The following is a 24,937-nucleotide window of genomic DNA, read 5'->3' on the forward strand; positions in this document are numbered from 1 at the left end:
GACCCGACTACTGCGCCAGCTGACCCTTGGTGGAGCCACCCCGGTTGCCCCCGACGCTCTGCTTGATCTCGTGTTCCTCGTCGTTGTACTTGTCTCGTACCTTCGAGGTTTTCGTGCTGAAGTCGTCGATCAGCTCATGGAGCTTCTTGATCATCGTCTCGATCTTGGCCTTCATTTCGCCTTGAGCCCCATGCAGGTCTCGGGCTTCTGTGAAGAAGCAAGACTGACCGAAGGCATCCATCGGAATCTCTGTGTCGTACTTCGACGTGGTGCCGGCCTTGTCCATGTCGTCCAACAACCGCCAGAGCTTCCGGATGACCTCATCCAGCGCGCTCAGATCAACCCGCATTCCGTCACTCATACCCCGTTGTCCTCTCCCCTGTTTCTCAAGTTGTCAGCACCCACTCGGTGCCCGCGCCTCGTCATCGCCGTCGTCGGCGCCATCATCGCCCAGCCCCGCTAACCGGCCCGCCCGGGCCGGCCCGACCAACCCGTCGACTACGCCAGTCCCGCACAGCCACCCCACTCCCCGCAACCACAAGGGCAAGCGCAAGTCCCGTACCCAGTACGTAAATCGCGACCCGGCGCTCCCGTTCCGTCTCGCTCTCGCCCATCGTCACAGCCATGGGTACGACCCCGCCCGCCCCGGCCGCAACCGGCGGATCCGGCTTCGGAGCGGTGCCCGGTGTCGAGTCGTCCGACAATGCCGCGACCGGGTCGACCACGCCCCAGCCGATGTAGCGGTTGGGGCCTCGTCCCGGGCGTTGGGCCGTTTCCTCGATGCGGGTGGCGATCTGGGATGCGGTCCAGTCGGAGTGCTTGTCCTTCAGGAGGGCCGCGACGCCCGCGACGTACGGCGCCGCGAAGCTCGTGCCGTCGGCGTTGCACTGGCCGTCCTTGGGGACCGTGGAGACCATGCCGACGCCCGGGGCCGCCACGTCCACGAAGTCGCCGGACTGTGAGAAGAAGGCGCGCTCGTCGTTGCGGTCGGAGGCGGCCACCGCCAGGACGCCCTCGTACGAGGCGGGGTACGTCTTCGCGGACTTGCCGTCGGCTCCGTCGTTGCCGGCGGCCGCGACGATGAGGGCACCCGCGTTCACCGCAGACGCGACAGCGCCGCGCAGTTCGTCGTTGTCTTCCTTGTTCGCGGTGTCCGAGGAAATGTTGATGATCTTGGCGCCGGCAGCCACCGCGGCGCTGATCGCCTGGGACATCGTCCGTGAGTTGCCCTGCTTCTCCTCCCCGCCCGTGTAGCGGTAGGAGAGGATCTCGGCGTCCGGGGCGATGCCCACGAAACCCGTGCCCTTGAGCGAGCGAGCCGCGATGATGCCCGCGACTCGGGTCCCGTGGCCCTCGAGGTCGTCGGTGGCGGAACCGCCGACGTAGGACTTCCCCGAGGCCACCGCGCCGCGCAGCTGCTTGTTGCTGTCGTCGACACCCGTGTCGATCACCGCGACCTTGACGCCCTTGCCCGTCGCCTGTGCCCACAGCTGGTCCAGGAGGATCCGCTGCAGCGACCACGGCGTGGACTTGATGACGTCACCGCCGAAGACGCATTCCGTGCTGGCCGACAGGCCGAAGTCCGGGCCGCCGGCGGAGGTGGGTGCGCCCGCGTCCGCCAGGCGGGTGGGCGTCGGTGTCAGCGGCGCGGGCGGCGCCGCAGCAAGGCAGACCCCGGTCACCGCGAGCACGCCGAAAGCCCGCTGCAGTGCGCGGGTTCCACTGTTGCGGCCGGTGCGGTTACGCGAACGGGCTGTCCGGCCCTTCACGTTCAGGCCCCTCATCTTCCGGTCCCCCAGGGCTTCCTTGCTGCGTGCTTCCTTCGAAGCTGAGTCATGTAGATGTCACGCGTGTGGCGGTGAGTGTGAATGTTCGCGGGATTTGCCGTGTGCACTCCCGCGGAGTTTGTGTACGACCCCGAAGCAGAGGTCGGCCCAGCGGACGCCGTGGCGTCCGCTGGGCCGATTCCCATCATCTCAAGTCCCTCGGGTCGCCGACGGGCTCAGCCCCAGGTCGAGGCGTTGCTCTTCTCAGTGGCCTGGTAGTTCTCGGCGGCGTTCTGCAGCGCCGTGGAGATCTTCAGCAGGGTGGCGTGCAGGTCAGCGGCGGTCTGGTCCCACTCGCGCTGCTTGCGCTGGTAGCCCTCCTGCGCCTCACCCTCCCAGGAGTTGGCGACGCGCTTGACGGCGGCCTCGAGGTCGTCGAGCTGCTGCTTGATACGGCCGGCGGTCGACTTCACGTCCGTGGACGCGTTGGTGATCGTGGCGTAATTGACGAGGATCGACATCGTCATTCCCTTTCAGGAAGATTCGTTGGAAGTCTGTGGAGATCGACTGGATCGGCTGGATTGACTGGATTGGCTGGATTGGCTGGATCTGCTGGATCGACTGGATCCGCTGGTTCGACCCGCCCTGTTTCTGGCCCCGGTCAATCCGGATCGGCTGGAACAGCCGGATTCCGCTCGGCTTGATCAGCCGAAGTCGGACATGATCTTGCTGATCTCGGAGTTCTGCTGCTCTTCCGACGCGGAGTAGTTGCTCCGCGTGGAGTCCACGGCTTCCTTGATGTCGTTGAGGATGTCGCTCATCCGCTTCGCGTCGGAGTTCCAACGGTCCTGCAGCTGGCGGTAGGACTGGGCCGCCTGGCCCTTCCAGCCACCGGCGATCTGGTCGATCACTCCGTTGAGACGGCGGATCTCGCCCTGCAGCTGACCGTTCACGGTGGTGATGTCGCTGGAGAGCTTGGTGAGTTCGTCCTCTGTTACCCGGAACTGGCCGGCCATGATGAACCTTCCCCCATGTCGTCGTTGATCCGGGAAACCCTGTTCCGGTGCCCGGAGGCGCTTCGCACGCTTGAGCGCTGCAAACACTCTATCGTCAGCCTGTCACTCAACCACAGGCAAGGCCAATCAGTTACACGGCTCACACACTTGGGCGATCAACCTGTGACCCGTGCGGCGTCTTACTCAAGTGCCTTTGCCCACCGGCCCGTTGGTCGCCGTCTGTCGGTCCGTCGGCCGGAGGGCAGCGCTACGTCACTGGCTCTGCGGCTGCGAGGCGCTCGCGGTGTCCAGCGTCGGGCCCTTCGGGATGAAAGTTGCCCACGTTTGCGGCACGATCGCCGGGTTGGACAGGTCCTCGTAACCAAGTCGCGTGCGCGCCTTGTCCGTCTCGCTCGCCTCGCCCTTGGACGAGCCGGAGTCGGCGTTCTCCGCCTGGCTGTCATTGCTCGCCGGCAGCGAGTACCGCAGGCCCGTGTCGGTCAGCAGGTACACCGCGCCACCGCCCCCGGCCGAACCGGTGACCTCCTGGAAGAGGAGGCCGGAGCCGGAGGAGACGTAGGCGCTCAGTGAGTCGGTGATGACCTTCTTGGGGTAGTTCGTCCCGGCCCAGGCCGCCAGCTGCGGCTTCCTGTCCGCGCCGAAGCCGCCCTTGTAGACGCTGCACGAGGTGGTACGGGCCTCGCCGGTCGCCGTGTCCGCGCTGTTGGCCTGCTTGGGAACGTACTCGGGCCAGCCCTTGTCCGCGTAAAAGCGGTCCGCCCGGCCGTTGTTGGCCTCGATGATGTCCCGGGTGGGGACCTTGATGGCGCCGGCCTCGTCGCGTGCGACCAGCAGGTTGGCGACGAACGGCGAGATGGCGGCGACCTCGTCCTTGAGGACGACGTAGAACTGCTCGCTCTGCGCGTCCCGTGCCCTGAGCACCTGGCCGACCGTGCTCGCCTCGGCGGGCAGGCCCTGGACCGCGGTGGGACCGCCGTCGGACGGGACCGTTGGGAAGGTGACGTCGCCGCCGTCGTTGAGGGTGTTCAGCCACTCCTGGCTCACCGGCTGCGGCTCGGTCGTGGCGCTGCTGCCGATGACAGCGGAACGCAGCTGCTCCATGGAGGTGGGGTCGAGACCCTCCTTGCCGCCCAGCAGGAAGCGGTTCCCCTTGCCGTCGACCAGGTACTCCAGCTTGGTCTTGGTGTCCTCGACGTACAGGGCCTCGCGCGGGTCGACCTTCCCCGAGTTCCCGAGCGACTTGGCGTCATCGGCGTCGAAGACGAAGACGGCCCGGTCGATGGCACCCTCCTCGCCCGGCGCGGGGCGTTCGCACACGGCCCAGGTCTTGGCCTTCTCCGCGTCCTCCTTGGAGGGCAGCCGGTCGGGGGCGTACGGAATGCCGATCGTCGCGCCGTGCCGGATGCCGCTCTTGTCGATCTCCTTGCCGGGGACCTCGAGGACGCTGCCCTTGCCCTTGTCGAGCAGCAGCTTGGCGGAGGCGTAGTTGAGGACCGGGTGGAGGACCTTCTCCACCTTGCTGTCCTTCGGGTCCGGGTCGAGGACCACGTAGCGCGTCGTGGAATCGCTGTCGACGATGATGTATTCGCCCGGTGTGTCCCAGCCCTTGGGCGCGGTGGGCTTGATGACGCCCCACGCGATGAAGCCGATCACCAGCACCACGCCGACCGCCAGGCTGGGCATCACCGTACGGACCGGACGCGGCGCGCCTTCCTCCGAGCCGCCCGGCGACGGCGCCAGGAACGCCGCGACGGTGCGCTTGCGAGCGAAGGTGTAGGCGGCCAGCTCATCCCGACGCTGCTTTGCCATGGTCCCCGTTTCTCCCGTTAGTGATGCTCAATCGCGTTTGCGGCGCTTTCGGCCGTGCTCGAAGTTCCGGCCGCGCGCGGAGGGCCGCTTCGGCCACGCAGGCACCTACTATGCCCTGCGCCGGGCGGCGACGATTCATCAGGTCTGCGGCCGCCCCCGCATCTTCACAGAGCTTCACGACAGCGCTCCACCACGCGGGTTCGGTCCGTGAAAGGCTGACCACCTGGGGTTTCGGTGTCCCCTGTGTCGCCTCGCGTTCCGCAGCGGGTACCGTGAGCCACTCGCATTTGACGATGCCTGACGACGCCTGACAGATGCCTGACGATGTGGGCCCGGCGAACGGCCACTTACTTCGCGAAAGGGATGTCCCGGGGGATGACCAGCGCTACGAGCACCCGGCGCGGACGCCGCGCACAGCAGCAACAGGGAGACCCGAACGGCAGACGTACGTCGGCCGCTCCGGCAGCCCCCGCCGCCGCGTCGCCGCGCACGCTGCCCAGGCCGGGCGGTCTTGGCCCGGTGCGGTTGCAACAGCTCATCCTGGTGGAACTCGCGGCCGCGGTCATGCTGGTCGCCTGGGCCGCCGACACCTCCTGGCTGCTGGCCCCGGCCGGCGCCGTGGCGGCACTGCTGCTCCTGCTGGCGGTTCTGCGCCGCGGACGGCGCCCGCTGCCCGAGTGGTACGACACGACGCGCGCGCTGAGGCAGCGGCGACGCGACGCCAAGACGCCCGTCCCGCCCGGCACCGACGCGATGCTGGTCCCGGTCGTGGAGTGCGACCCCGCGCTGCGGACGTCCTCCTTCGTCTCCCGTGACGACCGCTCGGTCGGCATGATCGGCGACGGCACCTTCCTGACCGCCGTCCTCTTCGTCCAGCCGGGAGACCAGCCGCTGCGCCCCGCGGCCGCCGGGCGGCAGTTGCCGCTCCGCCTGATCCAGGACGCCCTCGAGGTCGACGGGATCCGGCTCGCCTCCGTCCAGGTCGTACAGCACACCCAGCCGGCGCCCGCGCCGCACCTGCCGCAGCAGTCGCTGGCCGCGCGGTCGTACGGCCCCCTGCAGGCGCAGGCCGGCTCCCCCGCGCTGCGGCTCACCTGGGTCGCCCTCAAGCTCGACCCGGAGCTGTGCCCGGAGGCTGTCCAGGCCCGCGGCGACGGCGTCCCCGGCGCCCAGCGCGCACTGCTGCGCGTGGCCGACCAGTTGGCGAGCCGGCTGGCCGGCGCCGGGTTCAAGGCGACGATCCTGGACGAGACCGAGTTGGTGCAGGCCCTGGCGACGTCCAGCTGTCTGAACCCGCGCGCGAACGCGCAGCACGGCCAGGACGGGCGCACCCAGCGCCGTACGGTCGAGTCGGTGCGGACCTGGCGGGTCGACGACCGGTGGCACACGACGTACTGGGTGTCCCGCTGGCCGCAGTTGGGCAGCGGCGGTGCGGCGTTGCCGGAGCTGGTCACGCGGTTCACCTCGCTGCCGGTGCTCGCCACGACGTTCAGCATGACCCTGAGCAAGGCCGGCAACCGGGGTGTCTCGCTCACCGGGCACATCCGCGTCACCGCTCGCGGCGACAGCGAACTCGGCCAGATCGGGCGTGAGTTGGAGCGGGCCGCCAGTACCTCGAAGGTCGGCCTGGTCCGTCTCGACCGGGAGCAGGTCCCCGGAGCCCTCGCCACTCTGCCGCTCGGAGGTACGTACTGATGTCCCAGCCCGCCCAGACGATGCCCCCGGGACAGCAGGGCCGTAACCCCGCACGCACGCCCGCGCACGTGGCCTCGCCCAACGACACCGGCCTGATCCCGATCATCCGGCCCGAGACCCCGCAGCAGCAACGGCGCATCTTCAGCCCGGGGTTCGGGCTGCGCGGCCCGCGCCGCAACCGCCATGTCGTCTCCGCCGACGAACTCGCGGCGATCAGCATGCCGCTCGGTGACGACGGCGTGATCATCGGCACCGACCCGGAGTCGCAGCCGGCCGTGCTCGGGCTGTCCCGTCCGACCCCCTTCGACGTCGTGCTCGTGGGTGGCCTGTGGCTCGCCCAGGTGCTGGCGCTGCGCGCCGCCGCGACGGGAGCGCGCGTGGGCGTCGAGACCGGACGTCCGCAGGCCTGGCAGCAGTTGGCCCAGGCGGCGGGCGGCGGCCAGCAGTGTGTGACGGTCTACCCGGTGGGCCGGGTGCCCGCGCAGGGGCCGTCGGTGTCGAGTCCGGTCGTGCTGTTCCGGGACTGCGGTATCCGTCCGCCGCGCGGTCGTGTGACGTCCGTGCCGTGGCAGGCCGTCGTGACGGTGCTGCCGTTCGTCAGTGAGCACGCTCCGCGCTGGCTGGCGCAGGCCCATCTGGTGGGAATCCAGCGCATTTCGCCCTACGAGACCGAGGCCGTACGGGACACGCTGGGCATCCCCGAGGATCAGCTCCAGCACCTGCCGACCCTGCACGACGGGGTCGCCCTGTGGTGCACCCGCAAGCACCAGAAGTTCGTCATGACCGACCCCACCGATGCGGAGACGGGTCTGCTCGGCGTCGCCCGCCGTATGGACTGATACGTCGTCGCCCCCGGCGCGGAGCCTGAACAGGGCCGCGCCCAGGGGCGTTCCGCCCACACCCATGGGGCTCGTCCGCCCATACCCATGAGGCTCTTCCGTCCACGCACCCGGGGCTATAGCGTCCGCGCCCATGGGGGCTTTTCCGTCCCGCCATGCGAGTGATTAGGCTTCTGGTGGTGCGGTGACGATCGCAGTCGCGTGGGACTCGCCACTCGGTCCGCCCGACTCCGCGACGACGACCAGCTCAGCAGCAGTGGCTGACCAGGAGGCAAGCAGTGAACAGGGATCGGTCCGAGTACAACGGCGGGAGCCCTTCCTCGGACGGGGACGATCACGAGGTGGATCTCACCGGCGAGTTCGAAATCGTCTACACACCTCCCGCCTGGTATGCCCAAAGCACGCAGGGTGGCTCGCCAGGAGGCGGGCAACAGGACGCCGGCACCTCGCCACCACCGCCGAGCGGACCACCGATCGGGTCGCCCACCGGGCCGCCCGGCATTCCCGCGTCCCAGGGGCCCGCGCCGGGGACTCCCGCACCGGCGCAGCCCCAGACACCCGGCGTGCCCCCGCAGCAGCAGGGTCAGCACACCCCGGCCCAGGGCACGCCCGCGCACCAGCAGGGCCCGGCCACGGGTGGCTACGGCTTCCCGCAGCAGCAGTCCGGGGCGCCTGCCGACGGATACGGCTATCCGCAGCAGCAGTCCGCGGTACCTGCCGACGGATACGGCTATCCGCAGCAGCAGTCCGCGGCGGCACCCGGCGGGTACGGCTACCCGCAGCAGCCGGGAGCCGGTGCTCCCCAACCGGGCCAGGACACCTCGGGTGGCTTCGGCGTGCCTCAGCCCGGTCAGGACACGTCCGGCGGTTTCGGCACGCCTCAGCCGAACCAGGACACGTCCGGCGGTTTCGCCGCGCCCCAGCAGCAGCACGCCCATGCCCAGCCGCCCGCCGCTCCCGCTCCGCCGCCCGCCGCCGCTCCCTCGGCGCCTGCCCAGCCGCCGTCGGCCGCGCCCGCCGCGCCCGGCTTCCCGGTGCTGCGGCCGGTCGACGACGACGCGCAGGCCGCCGCGCCTGCTCCCACCGCGACCCCGGCGTCCGGTGTCCCGGCAGCTCCCGCGCCCGAGCCGCCCGCCCCCGTACAGCCGGTGGCGGAGCCGGAGTTCGAGCTCAACCACGCCGCCGCGGACGCGGAGGCGGCACTGCTGTTCGGCGACGTCGACGACGAGCCGGAGGAGGAGCGCGGCGACGAGACCGAGCCGGACGCCACCGGGTCCATGTCCGCCGCGGAGGGCGACGAGCCGGCGCCGGTCCAGGCCGACACCGACTCACCCGCGCAGCCCGACGCCGAGGCCGCACCTGCGACGCCGACCGCGGAGCCGGAGGCACACACGGCCCCGGCGCAGCCCCAGCCGCAGCCGCAGGCCCAGCCGACCGGCCAGACTCCCGAGCAGCCGCAGGCGCAGCAGCCCGCGGGCCAGGTGCCCCCGCCCCCACAGGCCGGCCAGGCGCTCCCCCCGCTGCCCCAGGGCTTCGCACCCGCGCACCCGGGACAGCCCGCACACCCCGCGCAGGGCGCGCCGCAGCCAGGGCAGCCGGACCCGCAGGCCGCGGCCGCCGGTCAGGTCCCCGGCTACGGCTACCCCCAGGGTCAGCCTCAGCCGCACGCCCAGCCCCAGCCCCACGCGCAGCCCCCGGCCCAGCCGTACCCCGACCACACCGGTCAGCCCGCTCACCAGGCCCCGGCGCAGGGCGCGTTCGGCCCGGCCCAGCCGCAGCCCGGCTACCCCGCGCAGCCCGGACAGCCCGCGCCGGTCGACCCGCGACAGGCGGCGCAACAGCCCGCCCAGCCTCAGCCCCCTCAGCCTCACCCGCAGGCCGCCGGGTACGGCTACCCGCAGCAGCCGGCTCAACAGCACCCCGGCCAGCCGCACCCCGCACACCCCCAACAGCCGCAGCCGCAGCCCGACGGCTACGGCTACCCGCAGCAGCCCCAGCCACAGCCCCAGCCCGGCTACGGCTACCCACCCCAACAGGCCGGCTACGGATACCCCCAACCCAACCAGCCGCAGCAGCCGCAGGCCCAACAGCCGCCGCAGCAGCCCCCGGCCCAGCAGAACCCCGCCGCCTACGGCAACCAGGGCTGGACCGCCCCGCCCGGCCCCCAGGCCGGCCCCGGCGCCCCCCAGCAGCAGCAAGCCGCGCCCGGCACCCCGCTCGGCTACAACGCCGCCGTGGAGCTGTCCTCGGACCGGCTGCTGCGCAATCAGCCGAAGGCCCGCAAGAACAACCAGGGCCCGTCGCGCTTCAAGCTCGGCGCCAAGAAGGAACTGGCGGAGCGGGAGCGGAAGCTGGGTCTGATCCGTACGCCGGTGATGTCCTGCTACCGGATCGCGGTCATCAGCCTCAAGGGCGGCGTCGGCAAGACCACGACGACCATGTCGCTGGGCGCCACGCTCGCCACCGAGCGGCAGGACAAGATCCTGGCGATCGACGCCAACCCGGACGCCGGCACCCTCGGACGACGGGTGCGGCGCGAGACCGGCGCGACCATCCGCGACCTGGTGCAGGCGATCCCGCAGCTGAACAGCTACATGGACATCCGCCGCTTCACCTCGCAGGCGCCCTCGGGCCTGGAGATCATCGCCAACGACGTGGACCCGGCGGTCTCCACCACCTTCAACGACCAGGACTACCGCAGCGCGCTCGATGTGCTGGGGCGGCAGTACCCGATCATCCTCACGGACTCGGGCACCGGTCTGCTCTACAGCGCGATGCGCGGTGTGCTGGACCTCGCCGACCAGCTGATCATCATCTCCACCCCGTCGGTGGACGGTGCGAGCAGCGCCTCGACGACGCTCGACTGGCTGTCGGCGAACGGCTTCGCCGATCTCGTCCAGCGGTCGGTCACCGTGATCTCCGGGGTCCGCGAGACGGGCAAGATGATCAAGGTCGAGGACATCGTCGCGCACTTCGAGACCCGTTGCCGCGGTGTCGTCGTGATCCCCTTCGACGAGCATCTCTCGGCGGGCGCCGAGGTGGACCTCGAGATGATGCGGCCCAAGACCCGCGAGGCCTACTTCGACCTCGCCGCCCTCATCGCCGAGGACATCGCCCGTACCCAGCAGGGCTTCGGCAACCCGAACATGCAGTACCAGCAGCAGCCCCAGCAGGGATACCCGGCCCCGCAGCAGCAGCCGCAGCAACCCCAGCAGCCCTACGCCCAGCCCGGCGGCGCCCCGCAGCCGGGTCAGGGCTGGGGACAGCAGGCCCCGCAGCAGCCCGCACCGGGCCAGGGCTGGCAGCAGCCGCAGCAGGATCCGCAGCAGCCGGGCCAGCAGCCGGGCGCCGTACCGCCGGGCTGGACCCAGCAGTAGCGGACGTCCGACAGGACGAAGGGCCGGCACCGTGACGGTGCCGGCCCTTCGTCGTCGTACTTCAGCCCGATGTCTCCGCGTTCTCCGCGTTCTCCGCGTTCTCGGCGTTCCCCGCGCTCTCGATCAGCTCACGGCAACGCTGCACATCGTCCGCCATCGCCTTGAGCAGCTCGTCCAGCGAATCGAACTTCTGCTGCCCGCGCACATAGGCGAGGAAGTCGACGGCCACATGCAGCCCGTACAGGTCGAGCCCCACCCGGTCGATCGCGTACGCCTCCACCGTCCGCTCCGTGCCGTCGAACTGCGGGTTCGTGCCGACCGAGATCGCGGCCGGCATCACCTCGCCCTGGGCGTGCAGCCAGCCGGCGTAGACGCCGTCGGCGGGGATGGCGGTGTGCGGCAGCGTCTCGACGTTGGCCGTGGGGAAGCCGAGCTCACGCCCCCGCTGAGCGCCCCGTACGACGACGCCCTCCACGCGGTGCGGGCGGCCCAGGATCTCCGCGGCGCCCTCGACGTCGCCCTCGGCGACCAGGCGCCGGGTCAGCGTGGAGGAGAAGGGCTCGCCGCCGCCCGCCTCGCCGGTCACATACAGGTCGACGACCTCGACCTCGAAGTCGTAGATCTTGCCCTGCTCGGCGAGGAACTCGACATTGCCCGCCGCGCGGTGTCCGAAGCGGAAGTTCGGGCCCTCGACGACCGCCTTGGCGTGCAGCTTGTCGACCAGGACCTTGACGACGAAGTCGGCCGGCGACAGCTTCGAGAACTCGGTGGTGAAGGGCAGGATCAGCACCGCTTCCACACCGAGCTCGGCCATGAGGTCGGCGCGGCGGTGGTGCGGGGCGAGCAGGGGTGGGTGGCTGCCGGGGCGGACGACCTCGCTGGGGTGCGGGTCGAAGGTGACGACAACGGCGGGAACACCCAGCTCACGTGCGCGTTCCACGGCATGCCGGATGATCAGCTGGTGCCCGCGGTGGACTCCGTCGTAGGAGCCGATGGTGACGACGCTGCGCCCCCAGTCCTGGGGGATGTCCTCCAAGCCACGCCAGCGCTGCACTGTGCCTGCTCCTTGTCGCAAACTCGTCGAGTCGAACCCGTGTCCGTCTTTGCCTCAGACGCTCTTCACGCTCTTACGCAGGTCTAAGGGTGCCATGCCGGGCGCCCCCGGCCCGCATCGGCATGGGCGCTGTGACCGGGCGCACGAACGGAAGCCGTGGTCAGGCGGTGAGTGGTCAGGCGGGAACTCGTACACCGGCCAGGTTCTCGATCATCCGGCGGGTGCTCGGGCCCACCACCGCCGACCACTCCTGCGGGGTGTCGGTCAGCCAGCCGGCGAACCGCGTGGCGAAGCCGGGGACATGGCGGCCGAGGTCGACCAGGCCGCGGTCGAAGCGGGCCGCGCCGTCGGGGGTGCGCACGAGCAGCAGGCCGGTGTGGTGGACGAGGCCGCGCAGGTCGTCGTCCGCGCGGTCGCCGCCCTCCTGGACGGTGGCGTGCAGAAAGGCGTCCAGGACGGCGGGGGCACGCTCGTGGGCGAGGAGGAATTCCCGGAGTTCGCGCCGCAGGGGGCGGGACTCGGCGGTGCCGGAGGTGGCGAGTACGGCGGCCAGGACGGCCCGCACCGGTTCCGTGCCGCCGTCCAGCAGGCCGGTGACCAGCGGGAGGAGCACGGCACGGGCGCTCGGTCCCTGGTCCAGGCGTTGGTCGACATAGGCGGCCAGGTCGGCCGCCGTCTCCGGCTGCCGCTGCACCGCCTCCCGTACGAGGTCGGCGACGCGGCGGGCGAGGGCGGGCGTGGTGACATCGGCGAGGGTGCGCAGCGCCGCTCCGCCGCCGGGCCGCACCAGGCGGGCGCGGAAGGCCTCGAGGACCGGTTCGGGGTGGGTGGTCAGCGCGTCGACCAGGGCACTGGCCGGGAACTGGGGGTCGGCGGCCGCGAAGTGCGCCAGTGCCTGCGGGAGATGACGGGGACGCGTGCGTGGATCCCGTACGAGCAGCGCGAGCGCGCCGCCGTGCAGGGTGCAGTCGTCGGGGCGGGCGAGCAGGGCGAGGGCGGCGTAGCGGAGCAGCTCGCGGTCGGCCTCGGTACAGACGTGCGGCGCGACGCGCAGCCCGTACGCCACGGCGGCGACGCGTCGCGCGGGCCGTTCGTCGTGCGCCCAGCGGTCGACGGCCCGGCAGACGGCGGACGTCTCCTCCTCGGCCAGCACGGTGAGGAGTTCGTCGGCCCTGCGGTGCGCGCTGTCGACGAGCCGCTCGGTGAGTTCGTCGAGGGCACGGTGGCGGTGGGTGTGCAGCAGGGCCTGCGCCGCGTGCGCGACGGTCGCGTGCGGGGTGGCGGGCAGGGGGCGCTCGTCGTCGAACCAGCGGATGAGATGGCGTTGTACGGCGGTGGGGTCGGCGGCGAGGAGCCGGGCGACGGCGTCCAGGTACCGGGGGCGCCCGGGCTCGTCCGCGTCGGTCGGCGGGCCGTCGGCCAGGACCAGGCGACGCAGCAGGTCGAAGCGCTCGTCGGCCGGGAGCGGCAGCGCGGTCCAGAACTCGGGGCCGAACTCGCGGGGCACGGAACGGTCGTGCCGGCGCCAGACCACGATCCGGTCGGTGAGCAGGCGCAGCACGTCCTGGTACGGCGTCGCGTCGGGGACCCTCAGCAGGGTCTCGGCGAGCAGCCGGGCGGCCCACCAGGAGTGCCGGTCGGCGTCCAGGGCGTGCGTCAACTCCTCCAGCCGGAGCGCGAGTTGGCAGTGACCCTGATGGCGTGCGAGCAGCAGGAGGGCCTGGACCACGGGGCCGATGCGGTGGTGCGGCACCGGCAGCGGGTGCGCGGCGCCGGGATGGGTGCGCCGGCGGTGGACCAGGGCGTGCAGGGCCTCGTCGAGGTCGAGGTGCAGGCCCTGGATCCAGTCGGCGAGCTCCTCGTGGGCGAAGCGGTAGCCGTTGCCGGCGGGGACGAGGAGGCCCTCGGTGAGGACGGCGGACGCCCAGCCGGTACCGCCGCCGAGCCGGGCGGGGGCGGTACCCCAGGGGAACACGGCCTCGAAGGACGCGCGGTCCAGCTCTCCCTGGCCCGGTCCGAGACTGCGGCGGGCGGCCTCGTGGACCTGCCCGGAGACCTTCGCGGCGAGGCGGCGTACGGCGGTGCCGCGCAGGCCGTTCTCGGCGGCGAGGCGCACGGCGATGCGCAGGCACATGAGGTCGAGGTAGGCGGAGAGGACGTCGTCGCGGTCGACCCGGTCCGGGGTGGGGGTGCCGGCCAGGGCGGCCCGCACCTCGGAGAGGAGGCGGAGGGTGAGGGGATGACGGGCGTCGGGTTCGGCCAGGGCGCCGTCCGGGATGCCGTAGCGGGCGCGGGCCTGCCGGGCCTCGTCGGGGACGAGGTCGTCGAGCCGTACGCAGGGCGGAAACCGATGGGCCGCCTCCCGCTCCGCCGGATCGGCGGCGCCGTACAGCAGCTCCGCCGGGAACTCGGCCCCCGCCCCTTCCCAGTACTCCGCCCGGCAGGCCACCACCAGCCGTGCCCCCGTTCTGCCCAGCCACTCCGCCGTACCGTCGGTCCAGTCCGTGAGGCGGTGGGCCAGCACGGGCGGCATCTCCTCCGGGCCGTCCAGGAGGAGCAGGAGGGGGCGGCCGGCGCGGTGCGCGAGGTGGGCCAGTCGCTCCGGGGTCGTGTCGCCCAGGGTGGTGGGGTCGGCCGGGGCCGCCACGATGCGAGCGGCCCGCGCCAGCGCCCGGCGCGCGGCATCGGCCACTGAGGCGTCGTCGTCCTTCAGGTCGGCGCCGCGCAGCCACAGCGTGGGGGCCGGTAGCGGGCCGTGGCCGCGGCGGGCGGCGAGGGCCGCGAGTTCCGTCGTACGGCCACTGCCGGGCGGCCCGACGAGCGCGAGCACCGAAGCGCCGCTCTCGGCGAAGGCGTCGAACTCCCGTGCCGTCGAGGCCCGTTCGACCGGCGCCACGGCTCCCCCGGCGTCCGCGTGGCCCACGTGACCCGCCGGCGTCCCCGGCGGACCGTCCTGCCCGACCGAGGTGGCCGTCAGTTCCAGTACGCCCGCGAGGTTCAGGTCGGCGCCGTACGCGGGCACCGTCGCGGCGTTCTCGGCGAGCAGCTCGGCCAGCGGGCCGTCCAGCGGTGGGAGCAGCGGCACGGCGAACCCGGCGTCGCGCTGACCGGTCTGCAGCGCCGTGCCGAGGACCCCCACGACAGCGCCGGTCCCGGCGTCGAGCACCGGTCCCCCGGCCGCCCCTCCCCCGAGCCGCAACGCGTCCCGCCCGGCCGTGCCGATCGCCAACTCGAGTGCCCCGTCGAGGAGATGGACGCGATCCGTCGCCGTGTACGTCACGGACGCCGCGCCCAGTACCCGCGCCTCCCGCCAGCCACCGGCCGGGATCCGCACATACGCACCGGTCTCGATCCGCTCCCGCACGGTCACCGGAAGGGGGTCAACGCCCAGCCCCTCCGTCCGCACCAGGGCCAGATCCAGCCCGGGCAACGATGTCACCGCACTCGCCGCCACCAGGCAGCTGCGGTCGCCCCCGGCGGCGAGCAGCACGAGTCGCGACAGGCCGTCGACGGCCTCATGGCTGGTGACGACGGTGCCCCGGTGATCGGCCACGAAGCCGAGGCCCCGCGGCCGGCCGGCCAGATCATGGATATGGACCAGGCCTTCGTCGCGGGACCCGCAACGAGGTGTGTCCTGTGTGCCGGCGTCCTGCTCGAACGCCCCGGCGTCGTTGTCGCTCCAGCCGCCGTCGTGCCGTGTCTCCTCCGGCGTCCGACGGCCGCCGCCCGCCCGCGGGCCCCGTCCCGCCATCGTCGAACCTCCCCGCCATGCGCCCGTACGCCCTTGCGCCCGCGCCCTTTTTCAGACGGTAGGCGTGTGGTGATCAGCGGGACAGATCACATGGCGAACGCGCCCCCTTCCGCTCCCTCGGTTCACTCCGAGCGCCTGCCCGGACGGGTGAACAGGTGGGGGTCCTTGGATACACCCTAGAGGTGGGGGAACCGAGGGGGACCGTGGAGCGGCGGGCAGAGGACGACCCCGTGACCGCCGCTCCACGGGCAGGCACCCGCTGAGCGGCTGCCTCAGCCGAATATGGCGAGACTCTTGGCCTTGCCCTTGAGCTCCTCCACGAGCGCGAGGAAGCGGCCCTCGGGGTCGAAGACGGCGACGGGGCCGGAGCCCGCGTACTCGTCGGGCATGTCGAGACGGACCCCGTTGATGAGCAACCGGGCACGCCTGGCGTCCACGTCCCAGCGCGGGAACGCGGCGGTGGCGGCCTCCGCGATCGGCATCACGGCCAGCTCCTGCTGCAGCTGGTCCAGCGTCCTGGCGGAGTCCAGCTTGTACGGCCCGACACGGGTGCGGCGCAGCGCCGTGAGGTGGCCGCCGACGCCGAGATCGCCGCCGAGGTCACGGGCGAGGGCGCGGATGTACGTACCGGAGGAGCAGACCACCGAGACGACCAGGTCGACGACCGCGGTGCCGTCGTCGGCGACGCTCTCCCGCATGTCGTACACGGTGAAGGAGGAAACCGTGACCGGCCGAGCCGGAATCTCGAACTCCTCGCCGTCCCGCGCCCGCTTGTAGGAGCGCACACCGTCGATCTTGATGGCGCTGACCTTGGACGGCACCTGCATGATGTCGCCGGTCAGCTTGGCGATCCCGGCGTCGACGGACTCGCGGGTGACCTTCGAGGCGTCGGTGGACCCCGTGATCTCGCCCTCGGCGTCGTCGGTGACCGTGGTCTGGCCCAGTCGGATGGTGCCGAGGTACTCCTTCTCGGTCAGGGCCAGATGACCGAGGAGCTTGGTCGCCTTCTCCACGCCGAGGACGAGGACGCCCGTCGCCATCGGGTCGAGGGTGCCGGCGTGCCCGACGCGACGGGTGCGCGCGATGCCGCGCATCTTCGCGACCACGTCGTGCGAAGTGAAGCCCGACGGCTTGTCGACGATGACAAGGCCGTCGGGCGTGGTGTGCTTCTGCGTCATTCCGAGCTGTCGCCGTCCGTCTCGGCAGTGATGTCCGACTCGCCGTCGGATTCCGGCTTGCGGTACGGGTCCGCCTCGCCGGCGTACTTCGCGCCCGCGGACGCCTCCCGCACCTTCTCGTCGGACTGGCGCGCCTTGTCGAGGAGGTCCTCGATGGTGCGTGCGGTGTCCGGGAGGGCGTCGGCGACGAAGGTGAGGGTCGGCGTGAACTTCACACCGGCGGCCCGTCCGACCTCGGACCGGAGGATGCCCTTGGCGCTCTCCAGCCCGGCGGCCGCGGCCTGCCGCTCCTCGTCGTCGCCGTACACCGTGTAGAAGACGGTCGCCTCCCGCAGGTCACCCGTGACACGGGTGTCCGTGATGGTGACGTACGAGCCGAGCCGCGGGTCCTTGATCCCGCGCTGGAGCTTCTGGGCCACCACCTCTCGAATGAGGTCCGCCAGCCTTTTCGCCCGCGCGTTGTCGGCCACTGGTCCGTCTCCTTAGTAACTTCTCTTGCTGCTTGCTTCAGTCTTCGTCGCTGTGGAGTCTGCGTCGAACCGAGAGCAGTTCCACCTCGGGGCGCCCGGCGACCAGCCGCTCACAGCGATCCAGTACGTCGGTGAGGTGTCCCGTGTCCCCGGAGACCACCGCGAGCCCGATCTCGGCCCTGCGGTGGAGGTTCTGGTGGCCCGTCTCCGCCACGCTCACCGCGTGCTTGCGCTGGAGTTCGGCCACGATCGGACGGACGAGAGAGCGTTTCTCCTTCAGTGAGCGCACGTCACCGAGGAGCAGGTCGAAGGACAGAGTCCCCACATACATGTGTGCAACCGGTTCACCCGCCGGCCCGGGATCGATGGCCCCGCCGACTGGTCGGGCAGGGACATCAGAACCGTACATCGAAGGGGGCGAGCCGATCGACGGATATTACGCACCGTGGACCGAGGGCCAAACGGCGCGCTGGCCGACGGAACCGAAGTCCCGTCGGCCAGCACGGACCGTCTGGCTGTTACACCCGCGGCTTCTCGCGCATCTCGTACGTCGCGATGACGTCGTCGACCTTGATGTCGTTGAAGTTGCCGAGGTTGATACCGCCCTCGAACCCTTCGCGGATCTCGGTGACGTCGTCCTTGAAGCGACGCAGACCCTCGATGTTGAGGTTCTCCGCGATGACCTTGCCGTCGCGGACGAGGCGCGCCTTGGTGTTGCGCTTGACCTCGCCGGAGCGGATGAGAACACCCGCGATGTTGCCCAGCTTGGACGACTTGAAGACCTCGCGGATCTCCGCCGTACCGAGCTCGACCTCTTCGTACTCCGGCTTGAGCATGCCCTTGAGGGCCGCCTCGATCTCCTCGATCGCCTGGTAGATGACCGAGTAGTACCGGACGTCCACGCCCTCGCGCTCGGCCATCTGCTGCGCACGCCCTGCGGCGCGCACGTTGAAGCCGATCACGATCGCGTCGGAGCCCATGGCCAGGTCGATGTCCGACTCCGTGACCGCACCGACGCCGCGGTGCAGGACGCGGATGTCGACCTCTTCGCCGACGTCCAGCTGGAGCAGCGAGGACTCGAGGGCCTCGACGGAACCGGAAGCGTCACCCTTGATGATCAGGTTCAGCTGCTGGACCTCGCCGGCCTTGAGCACCTTGTCCAGGTCCTCCAGCGACACGCGGCGCGTGCGCTTGGCGAACGCGGCGTTGCGCTCACGGGCGGCACGCTTCTCGGCGATCTGACGGGCCGTACGGTCCTCGTCCACCACCAGGAAGTTGTCGCCCGCACCCGGGACGTTGGTCAGGCCCAGGACCTGGACCGGAGTCGACGGACCGGCCTCGGCGACGCTGTTGCCGTTGTCGTCGTGCATCGCCCGGACTCGGCCGTACGCGTCGCCGACCACCATCGTGTCGCCGACCCGCAGCGTGCCGCGCTGGACGAGGACCGTCGACACGGCGCCACGGCCGCGGTCGAGACGGGACTCGATCGAGATGCCCTGCGCGTCCTGGTTCGGGTTGGCCCGCAGGTCGAGCGAGGCGTCGGCGGTGAGGATCACGGCCTCCAGCAGGGAGTCGATGTGCAGACCCTGCTTGGCGGAGATGTCGACGAACATCGTGTCGCCGCCGTACTCCTCGGCCACCAGCCCGTACTCGGTGAGCTGACCGCGCACCTTGGTCGGGTCGGCGCCCTCGACGTCGATCTTGTTGACCGCGACGACGATCGGGACCTCGGCCGCCTTGGCGTGGTTGAGCGCCTCGACCGTCTGCGGCATGACGCCGTCATTGGCCGCGACGACCAGGATCGCGATGTCGGTCGACTTCGCACCACGGGCACGCATGGCGGTGAACGCCTCGTGACCCGGGGTGTCGATGAAGGTGATCTTGCGCTCTTCGTCGTTGACCTCGGTCGCGACCTGGTAGGCACCGATGTGCTGGGTGATGCCGCCGGCCTCGCCCGCGATGACGTTCGTCTTGCGGATGGCGTCGAGGAGTCGGGTCTTACCGTGGTCGACGTGACCCATGACGGTGACGACCGGCGGACGGACCACCAGGTCCTCCTCGTCGCCCTCGTCCTCGCCGAACTCGATGTCGAAGGACTCGAGCAGCTCGCGGTCCTCCTCCTCCGGGCTGACGATCTGAACCGTGTAGTTCATCTCGTCGGCGAGGAGCTGGAGGGTCTCGTCGGAGACGGACTGGGTCGCGGTGACCATCTCGCCAAGGTTCATCATGACCGCGACGAGCGACGCCGGGTTGGCGTTGATCTTCTCCGCGAAGTCGGTGAGCGACGCACCGCGCGACAGGCGAATGGCTTCGCCGTTGCCGCGAGGCAGCATCACACCGCCGACCGACGGGGCCTGCATGGCCTCGTACTCCTGGCGCCTCTGCCGCTTCGACTTGCGACCACGACGCGCGGGACCACCGGGACGACCGAAGGCACCCTGCGTGCCACCACGGCCACCGGGACCGCCGGGACGACCGCCGAAGCCGGGACGGCCACCGCCGCCACCGCCGGGACCACCGGGACGACCGGCGAAACCGCCGCCACCGCCACCGGGACCACCGGGACGACCGGCGAAACCGCCACCGCCGCCGCCACCACCGGGACGACCGGCGAAACCGCCACCGCCGCCGCCCGGACGACCGCCGCCGCCACCGGGACGACCGCCGCCGCCGGGACCGCGGCCGCCGGGGCCACCGCCACCGGGACGCGGGCCGGCAGCCGGACGCTGCGGCATCATGCCGGGGTTGGGACGCGGGCCACCGGGGCCGCCGCCGGGACGCGGACCGCCGCCCTGCGGACGGGGCATGCCGCCCGGGCTGGGACGCGAGCCGCCCGGAGCCTGCGGACGAGGACCGCCCGCCGCACCCTGGGGACGGGGACCGCCCTGGCCCTGCGGACGCGGGGCGCCGCCGGGGGCACCGGGGCCGCCCGGACGCGGGGCACCGCCCGGACGGGGCGCCTGCGGGCGCGCCATGCCGGTGGAGCCACCAGAGGTGAACGGGTTGTTGCCCGGACGGGGACCGGCCGGACGGGAACCGGGACGCGAGGCGCCGCCACCCGGACGCGGAGCGCCGGGACGGTCACCGCGGTCGCCGCGGTCACCACGGCCCTGACCACCCTGACCGGGGCCACCCGGACGCGGAGCGCCCGGACGCGGGGCCTGGCCACCCGGACGCGGAGCGCCCGGACGCGGGCCGGAGCCCTGAGCCGGGGCCGCGGGAGCAGCCGGGGGTGCCGTGAACTCGGGCGTGGTCGGAGCCGGGGACGCCGGGGCGGGCCGCGGCGCGGGCTTCGGGCCCGGAGTGGGACGGGGGCCGGAAGAGGCCGGGGCGGCCGGAGCCGCGGGCTTCTCGGCCGCTGCCGGCTTCGGGGCCGGCGGGCGCGGCGGTGCCGGACGGGCAGCCTGCGCCGGAGAGGGGGCTGCCGGCTTCGCCGGGGCAGCCTTGCGGGCGGGGGCGGGCTTGCCGCCTCCGTTGCCCTGCTGGAGGGCGTCCGTCAGTTTGCGGACAACGGGCGCTTCGATGGTCGAAGACGCCGAACGGACGAATTCACCGAGTTCTTGGAGCTTGGCCATGACGACCTTGCTCTCAACCCCGAACTCCTTGGCGAGTTCGTATACCCGGACCTTAGCCACTTCGCTCCTTTTAGGTCCGGGTTGCGTCCGGACCGTCGCTACTTCATGGGCGTACTCATCGCGTGCTCATCGAGTGCTCATCGCAATCTCGACCTACTTCCAACTCGCGGGGTACCTGGGCCGCGCGGGGGTTCCGCGCGACGCTTCTTACGGTGTTGCCTGGTCGGCAACTGTTCTCTGCTCGACGTGCCGGCGCAACGCCTTTGTGTCGAGCGCTCCCGGGGCGCGCAACGCCCGCGTGAACGCCCGGCGGCGTACCGCCTGGTCGAGACAGACCAGGGCGAGGTGCACATACGCACCCCGGCCGGGCAGCGTACCGCTTGGATCAGGAACGCACTCGTCCTTGATCGCCACGATCCGCAGCAGTTCAGCCTTGGCCGCTCGCTCCCGGCACCCCACACAGGTGCGTTCAGGGCAGGCGCGGGTGCGTGTCCGGCCAGACACTGCTAAGTCTACCTCCCCGTAGCGACCTCACCCCTTCGGGGGAGGATTCGAACAGTTGCCGCTCGGTAACCTGACGTGATCTGAGCGCCCTGCGGCTTGGATCTATTCCCGGACCTACTCGCCGACCTGCTCGGTGTCCGGGCGGATGTCGATCCGCCAGCCGGTGAGCCGGGCGGCGAGCCGGGCGTTCTGCCCTTCCTTGCCGATCGCCAGTGACAGCTGGTAGTCGGGCACGGTCACACGGGCCGAGCGGGCCGCCATGTCCACGACCTCCACTTTGGAGACCCGGGCCGGGGAGAGCGCGTTCGCCACCATCTCGGCCGGGTCGTCCGACCAGTCGACGATGTCGATCTTCTCGCCGTTCAGCTCGCCCATGACATTGCGCACCCGGCCGCCCATGGGGCCGATGCAGGCGCCCTTGGCGTTCAGACCGCTGCGGGTGGACCGTACGGCGATCTTCGTGCGGTGGCCGGCCTCGCGGGCGATGGCGGCGATCTCGACGGAGCCGTCGGCGATCTCCGGCACCTCGAGGGCGAAGAGCTTCTTCACCAGGTTCGGGTGGGTGCGCGAGAGGGTCACGGACGGGCCGCGGACGCCCTTCGCCACTCGTACGACGTACGACCGGATCCGCATCCCGTGCGGATACGTCTCGCCCGGGACCTGCTCCTGCACCGGCAGGATGGCCTCCAGCTTGCCGATGTCCACGAGCACGTTCTTCGGGTCGCGGCCCTGCTGGACCACGCCGGTGACGATGTCACCCTCGCGCCCTGCGTACTCGCCGAGCGTCGCGTCGTCCTCGGCGTCGCGCAGCCGCTGCAGGATGACCTGCTTGGCGGTGGTGGCGGCGATACGGCCGAAGCCGGACGGGGTGTCGTCGAACTCGCGGGCCTCCTGGCCCTCCTCCAGGTCCTCGGGGTCCTCCTTCGCCCACACGGTCACATGGCCGGTCTCCCGGTTCAGCTCCACGCGCGCGTGGCGGCGGCTTCCCTCGGTGCGGTGGTAGGCGATGAGGAGGGCCGACTCGATCGCCTCGACCAGCAGGGGGAAGGAGATCTCCTTCTCCCGTACCAAGCCCCGCAGGGCACTCATGTCGATGTCCACGGCTACGCCTCCTCTTCCTTCTTGTCCTTGCGGCTGAATTCGACCTGCACGCGCGCCTTGTCGATCTCCGGGAAGCCGAGTCTGCGGCTGGTGGCCTTGCGGCCCTTCACTCCGGGGACTTCGAGGTCGAGGCCGTCGTCGTCGACCTTCAGGATTCGGGCCACCAGCTCGCCGCCCTCGGCCAACTGGAACTTCACCAGCCGGTCGACGGCGCGCACGTAGTGGCGGTGCTCGGTGAGGGCGCGCTCCGCGCCCGGGGTGCCGACCTCGAGGGTGTACTCGCCCTCGCCCATCGCGTCCGTCTCGTCGAGCTTCGCCGAGAGCGCACGGCTCACATCGGCGATCTGGTCCAGGTCCGCCCCGGTGTCGGAGTCGACGACGACGCTCAGCACGCGCTTGCGTCCGACGGAGTCCACTGCGATCTCTTCGAGGTCCAGGCCCTGGGAGGTGACGAGGGGTTCCAGCAGTTCTCGCAGCCTCTCGCTCTGGGTGGTGCTCATCCGGGTGACTCCTCGGCCGCGTGTGCTGTTGTGGGATGGGTCGCGTGTCTGGTCAAAGGGTATCGGGTCGCGGGGAGTGTTGCCGTCCACCTGCGCGTGAGCGGTGCCGATGAGTGGTGCGGGGGGCGTGCGCGGGTACGGTGATCACGGGTCTGCGGTCCTTCGATTCCGCAGCCGCTTTCGCAACTGCTTTCGCAACTGCTTTCGTACGAGCCCCCCGAGGACGTCTGCCGTGCCGTTCCCCTCGCCGCCGCGCTCGCCCTCCGGGCCGCGCAGAAGAACCCTGTTCACCTCCGCCGCCGGGGCCGCACTGCTGGTCGGCTGCTCCTCCGGGTCCGGCGACTCGGACGGCGGCAGCAGCGGCAGTCCGTCGCTCGCCGAGCGGGCCCGCGCACGTGCGGCCCGGGACAGCGAGGGGCTGGTCGAGCGGTACGACGCCGTGCTCGCCGCCCATCCGGTGCTGGCGGAACTGGTGGGGCCGTTGCGGTCGGAGGCGGCACGGCACGCGGAGGCGTTCGGCGGGGGCGCCGCCGGTTCCTCCGGAACCCCCGAGTCCACTGGAACCTCCGGACCTTCCGAGGGCTCTTCCACGACGTCCAAGGCGCCGCAGGCCGGGGACGCGTCGCCGTCGGGCTCCCCGTCGGCCGCCGTGCCCGCGAACGAGAAGGACGCCCTGGCCCAGCTCGCCGCCGCTGAACGCACGCTCGCGGACCGGCGGACGAAGGCACTGCTCGAACTGCCCGGCGAACTGGCGCGGCTGCTCGCCTCCGTGGCGGCGGCCGGGGCGGCGCACGCGTACCTGCTTGCGGAGGGGGCCAAGTGAACGAGGCGAGGAAGGCGACGGTCGCCGCTCTCCAGGCGGCGCTGGCCGCCGAGCACGCGGCCGTGTACGGATACGGCGTCGTCGGCGGCCGGATCGGCGAGCAGCGGCGCACGGAGGCACGTGCGGCGTACGACGCGCACCGGGCGCGGCGGGACGCGCTGGAGCGCGAGGTACGTGACCTGGGCGCCAAGCCGGTCGTCGCGAGCGCCGGGTACGCGCTGCCGTTCCCGGTGCAGGACTCGGCCACGGCCGTCCGGTTGGCCGCCGAGCTGGAGGACCGGGTGGCCGGGGTCTACTCGGACCTGGTGCGGGCGGCCGGGGGCGCGCTGCGGGTTACGGCCACCGAGGCGCTGCGGGAGGCCGCGGTGCGGGCGGTGCGCTGGCGGGGCGAGAGCGTAGCCTTCCCTGGGCTCGCCGAGCGGGCGGGCACCCCGGCGACGTCGGCGGCGCCCACCGCCTGACGCGGCCGGAACACACGTACGGGCAGTACGGGAAGGGGACGACTCGCGCATGGCTTTCGAACCGCCGCAGCGTCTGGTCAGGGCGCTCGGTGAGACGGCACCGGAGGGTGACGACTGGTTGGAGAAGCTGCCGGAGGCGGCCCACCAGGCCGTCGCGCTGCGCGAGTTGACCGTTGAACGAGTGCAGATGCCGGGTGGCCGCAGCAGCCTGGTGGTCCTGGTGCGGCGCGCGGACGGCACGCCCGCCGTGCTCAAGCTGGCCCCGCCCCGGTCCCGCCCGGAGAGCGAGCGGGCCGCGCTCGCGCACTGGGGTGGACTGGGCGCCGTACAGCTGCTGGAGCCCTTGGTGACCGAGGGTGTGCTGCTGCTGGAGCGGCTGCATCCGGAACAGTCGGTGCGGTCGCTGCCGGAGGCGAAGGCGTTGCTGGAGGCGGCGGGGACGCTGCGGCGGCTGTGGGTGGAGCCGCCGGCCGGGCATGTCTTCGAGACCGTGGCCGAGCGGACCGTACGGCAGGCCGGGGCGATGCGGTCGACGGCGGCTGCCTTCGGCGATGTGGCGGTGCTGGTCGACGCCGCGCTGGCCGCCCGTGAGGAGCTGGTGGCCGCGCCGCCCGAGCCGCGGTTGCTGCACGGGACGTTCCGGCAGAGCAAGGTGCTGGCCGGGGAGCGGATGCCGTGGCTTGCGGTGGGGCCGGATCCGGTGGTCGGTGAGTGCGCGTTCGATCTGGCGCGGCTCGTGCGGGATCGGGTGGAGGATCTGATCGCCTCGCCCTCGGGGGCGGCGACGACTCGGCGGCGGGTGAAGCGGCTCGCGGAGTCGCTGGACGTCGATCAGGAGCGGCTGCGGGGGTGGACCTTGTTCCGTGCCGTTGAGTCGGGGGTGCGGGCGCTTCGGGTGGGGCGGCCGAAGGACGCGGAGCTGTTGCTGGAATTCGCCGGGTGGCTGTAGCCGGTTGTGTTCGGTCTGCGGGTGTCCGGTGGGGGGCTCGTCCTCGGACCGCTGCCGTGGCGCCATGTG

21 protein-coding genes are annotated in these 24,937 nt (G+C 71.7%); 7 read left to right on the forward strand and 14 right to left on the reverse strand.

All coding sequences use genetic code 11. The features are described 5' to 3' along the window. Window positions 1-7: 7 nt before the first annotated feature. The 3 genes from ACZ7NC_RS32975 to ACZ7NC_RS32985 form a co-directional block, all read right to left on the reverse strand. Window positions 8-361 carry a hypothetical protein gene (locus tag ACZ7NC_RS32975; protein ID WP_471493527.1) on the reverse strand — a complete coding sequence of 118 codons (354 nt, stop codon included), beginning with the start codon at window positions 359-361 and terminating at the stop codon, window positions 8-10. Between the two features lie 82 nt (window positions 362-443). After that, window positions 444-1,784, reverse strand: coding sequence for a type VII secretion-associated serine protease mycosin (gene mycP / locus ACZ7NC_RS32980; RefSeq protein ID WP_471493529.1), 1,341 nt, complete (start codon window positions 1,782-1,784; stop codon window positions 444-446). A 218-nt stretch (window positions 1,785-2,002) separates the two neighbouring features. After that, window positions 2,003-2,293, reverse strand: a complete 291-nt coding sequence (locus ACZ7NC_RS32985) for a WXG100 family type VII secretion target (protein WP_393520412.1) — start codon at window positions 2,291-2,293, stop codon at window positions 2,003-2,005. A gap of 29 nt (window positions 2,294-2,322) precedes the next feature. Between ACZ7NC_RS32985 and ACZ7NC_RS32990 the strand changes: the two genes are divergently transcribed. Further along, a complete protein-coding gene (locus tag ACZ7NC_RS32990; protein ID WP_471493532.1) occupies window positions 2,323-2,490 on the forward strand; it encodes a hypothetical protein in 168 nt (55 codons plus the stop codon). Here the strand turns inward: ACZ7NC_RS32990 and ACZ7NC_RS32995 are convergent. Further along, window positions 2,471-2,782, reverse strand: a complete 312-nt coding sequence (locus ACZ7NC_RS32995) for a WXG100 family type VII secretion target (RefSeq protein ID WP_471493534.1) — start codon at window positions 2,780-2,782, stop codon at window positions 2,471-2,473. The genes ACZ7NC_RS32990 and ACZ7NC_RS32995 overlap by 20 nt on opposite strands. A gap of 252 nt (window positions 2,783-3,034) precedes the next feature. Then, window positions 3,035-4,591 carry a type VII secretion protein EccB gene (gene eccB / locus ACZ7NC_RS33000; RefSeq protein ID WP_471493536.1) on the reverse strand — a complete coding sequence of 519 codons (1,557 nt, stop codon included), beginning with the start codon at window positions 4,589-4,591 and terminating at the stop codon, window positions 3,035-3,037. Window positions 4,592-4,966: 375 nt separating this feature from the next. Between eccB and eccE the strand changes: the two genes are divergently transcribed. The 3 genes from eccE to ACZ7NC_RS33015 all read left to right on the forward strand — a co-directional run bounded on the left by eccE (window position 4,967) and on the right by ACZ7NC_RS33015 (window position 10,502). After that, a complete protein-coding gene (gene eccE, locus ACZ7NC_RS33005; protein ID WP_471493538.1) occupies window positions 4,967-6,286 on the forward strand; it encodes a type VII secretion protein EccE in 1,320 nt (439 codons plus the stop codon). Beyond that, window positions 6,286-7,125: a hypothetical protein gene (locus ACZ7NC_RS33010; protein WP_471493541.1), complete on the forward strand. Its 840-nt coding sequence runs from the start codon at window positions 6,286-6,288 to the stop codon at window positions 7,123-7,125. Before eccE ends, ACZ7NC_RS33010 begins: the two co-directional genes overlap by 1 nt. 278 nt (window positions 7,126-7,403) lie before the next feature. Further along, window positions 7,404-10,502 carry an SCO5717 family growth-regulating ATPase gene (locus tag ACZ7NC_RS33015; protein ID WP_471493543.1) on the forward strand — a complete coding sequence of 1,033 codons (3,099 nt, stop codon included), beginning with the start codon at window positions 7,404-7,406 and terminating at the stop codon, window positions 10,500-10,502. Between the two features lie 61 nt (window positions 10,503-10,563). On the opposite strand, the gene ACZ7NC_RS33020 is transcribed toward ACZ7NC_RS33015, so the two are convergent. The 9 genes from ACZ7NC_RS33020 to rimP form a co-directional block, all read right to left on the reverse strand. After that, entirely contained in the window at window positions 10,564-11,556 is a 993-nt protein-coding gene (locus ACZ7NC_RS33020) for a bifunctional riboflavin kinase/FAD synthetase (RefSeq protein WP_471493545.1), read from the reverse strand. Between the two features lie 175 nt (window positions 11,557-11,731). Then, a complete protein-coding gene (locus ACZ7NC_RS33025) occupies window positions 11,732-15,307 on the reverse strand; it encodes a trypsin-like peptidase domain-containing protein (protein WP_471493548.1) in 3,576 nt (1,191 codons plus the stop codon). A gap of 272 nt (window positions 15,308-15,579) precedes the next feature. Continuing rightward, complete coding sequence (truB, locus tag ACZ7NC_RS33030) at window positions 15,580-16,485, reverse strand: tRNA pseudouridine(55) synthase TruB (RefSeq protein WP_471493550.1); 906 nt, start codon at window positions 16,483-16,485, stop codon at window positions 15,580-15,582. After that, on the reverse strand, window positions 16,482-16,955 hold the full coding sequence (gene rbfA, locus ACZ7NC_RS33035) for a 30S ribosome-binding factor RbfA (protein ID WP_471493552.1): 474 nt from the start codon (window positions 16,953-16,955) through the stop codon (window positions 16,482-16,484). The genes truB and rbfA overlap by 4 nt, the downstream gene beginning before the upstream one ends. Window positions 16,956-16,992: 37 nt before the next feature. After that, window positions 16,993-17,286, reverse strand: coding sequence for a DUF503 domain-containing protein (locus ACZ7NC_RS33040; RefSeq protein ID WP_471493554.1), 294 nt, complete (start codon window positions 17,284-17,286; stop codon window positions 16,993-16,995). 187 nt (window positions 17,287-17,473) lie between these two features. After that, complete coding sequence (gene infB, locus ACZ7NC_RS33045; RefSeq protein WP_471493556.1) at window positions 17,474-20,590, reverse strand: translation initiation factor IF-2; 3,117 nt, start codon at window positions 20,588-20,590, stop codon at window positions 17,474-17,476. A 147-nt stretch (window positions 20,591-20,737) separates the two neighbouring features. Further along, window positions 20,738-21,034, reverse strand: coding sequence for a YlxR family protein (locus ACZ7NC_RS33050; protein WP_471493558.1), 297 nt, complete (start codon window positions 21,032-21,034; stop codon window positions 20,738-20,740). A gap of 114 nt (window positions 21,035-21,148) precedes the next feature. Beyond that, entirely contained in the window at window positions 21,149-22,135 is a 987-nt protein-coding gene (nusA, locus tag ACZ7NC_RS33055; protein WP_471493560.1) for a transcription termination factor NusA, read from the reverse strand. 2 nt (window positions 22,136-22,137) lie between these two features. Then, complete coding sequence (rimP, locus tag ACZ7NC_RS33060) at window positions 22,138-22,635, reverse strand: ribosome maturation factor RimP (protein ID WP_471493562.1); 498 nt, start codon at window positions 22,633-22,635, stop codon at window positions 22,138-22,140. A gap of 232 nt (window positions 22,636-22,867) precedes the next feature. On the opposite strand from rimP, the gene ACZ7NC_RS33065 reads away from it, so the two are divergent. The 3 genes from ACZ7NC_RS33065 to ACZ7NC_RS33075 are packed head-to-tail and all read left to right on the forward strand — an operon-like array spanning window position 22,868 to window position 24,868. Continuing rightward, a complete protein-coding gene (locus ACZ7NC_RS33065) occupies window positions 22,868-23,458 on the forward strand; it encodes a hypothetical protein (RefSeq protein WP_471493564.1) in 591 nt (196 codons plus the stop codon). Continuing rightward, entirely contained in the window at window positions 23,455-23,919 is a 465-nt protein-coding gene (locus ACZ7NC_RS33070) for a ferritin-like domain-containing protein (RefSeq protein WP_471493566.1), read from the forward strand. The genes ACZ7NC_RS33065 and ACZ7NC_RS33070 overlap by 4 nt, the downstream gene beginning before the upstream one ends. 49 nt (window positions 23,920-23,968) lie before the next feature. Beyond that, complete coding sequence (locus ACZ7NC_RS33075) at window positions 23,969-24,868, forward strand: aminoglycoside phosphotransferase family protein (protein WP_471493568.1); 900 nt, start codon at window positions 23,969-23,971, stop codon at window positions 24,866-24,868. Window positions 24,869-24,937: the final 69 nt, after the last annotated feature.

The sequence above is a fragment of the Streptomyces sp. NPDC111802 genome, assembly GCF_055634335.1.

What these genes read in the sequence shown, in the direction of transcription:
- mycP (WP_471493529.1), bottom strand. Translation starts at nt 1,784, where the DNA reads ATGAGGGGCCTGAACGTGAAGGGCCGGACAGCCCGTTCGCGTAACCGC.
- ACZ7NC_RS32975 (WP_471493527.1), bottom strand. Translation starts at nt 361, where the DNA reads ATGAGTGACGGAATGCGGGTTGATCTGAGCGCGCTGGATGAGGTCATC.
- ACZ7NC_RS33075 (WP_471493568.1), top strand. Translation starts at nt 23,969, where the DNA reads ATGGCTTTCGAACCGCCGCAGCGTCTGGTCAGGGCGCTCGGTGAGACG.
- truB (WP_471493550.1), bottom strand. Translation starts at nt 16,485, where the DNA reads ATGACGCAGAAGCACACCACGCCCGACGGCCTTGTCATCGTCGACAAG.
- ACZ7NC_RS32985 (WP_393520412.1), bottom strand. Translation starts at nt 2,293, where the DNA reads ATGACGATGTCGATCCTCGTCAATTACGCCACGATCACCAACGCGTCC.
- rimP (WP_471493562.1), bottom strand. Translation starts at nt 22,635, where the DNA reads ATGAGCACCACCCAGAGCGAGAGGCTGCGAGAACTGCTGGAACCCCTC.
- ACZ7NC_RS33025 (WP_471493548.1), bottom strand. Translation starts at nt 15,307, where the DNA reads ATGGCGGGACGGGGCCCGCGGGCGGGCGGCGGCCGTCGGACGCCGGAG.
- eccB (WP_471493536.1), bottom strand. Translation starts at nt 4,591, where the DNA reads ATGGCAAAGCAGCGTCGGGATGAGCTGGCCGCCTACACCTTCGCTCGC.
- ACZ7NC_RS33010 (WP_471493541.1), top strand. Translation starts at nt 6,286, where the DNA reads ATGTCCCAGCCCGCCCAGACGATGCCCCCGGGACAGCAGGGCCGTAAC.
- ACZ7NC_RS32995 (WP_471493534.1), bottom strand. Translation starts at nt 2,782, where the DNA reads ATGGCCGGCCAGTTCCGGGTAACAGAGGACGAACTCACCAAGCTCTCC.
- eccE (WP_471493538.1), top strand. Translation starts at nt 4,967, where the DNA reads ATGACCAGCGCTACGAGCACCCGGCGCGGACGCCGCGCACAGCAGCAA.
- ACZ7NC_RS33040 (WP_471493554.1), bottom strand. Translation starts at nt 17,286, where the DNA reads ATGTATGTGGGGACTCTGTCCTTCGACCTGCTCCTCGGTGACGTGCGC.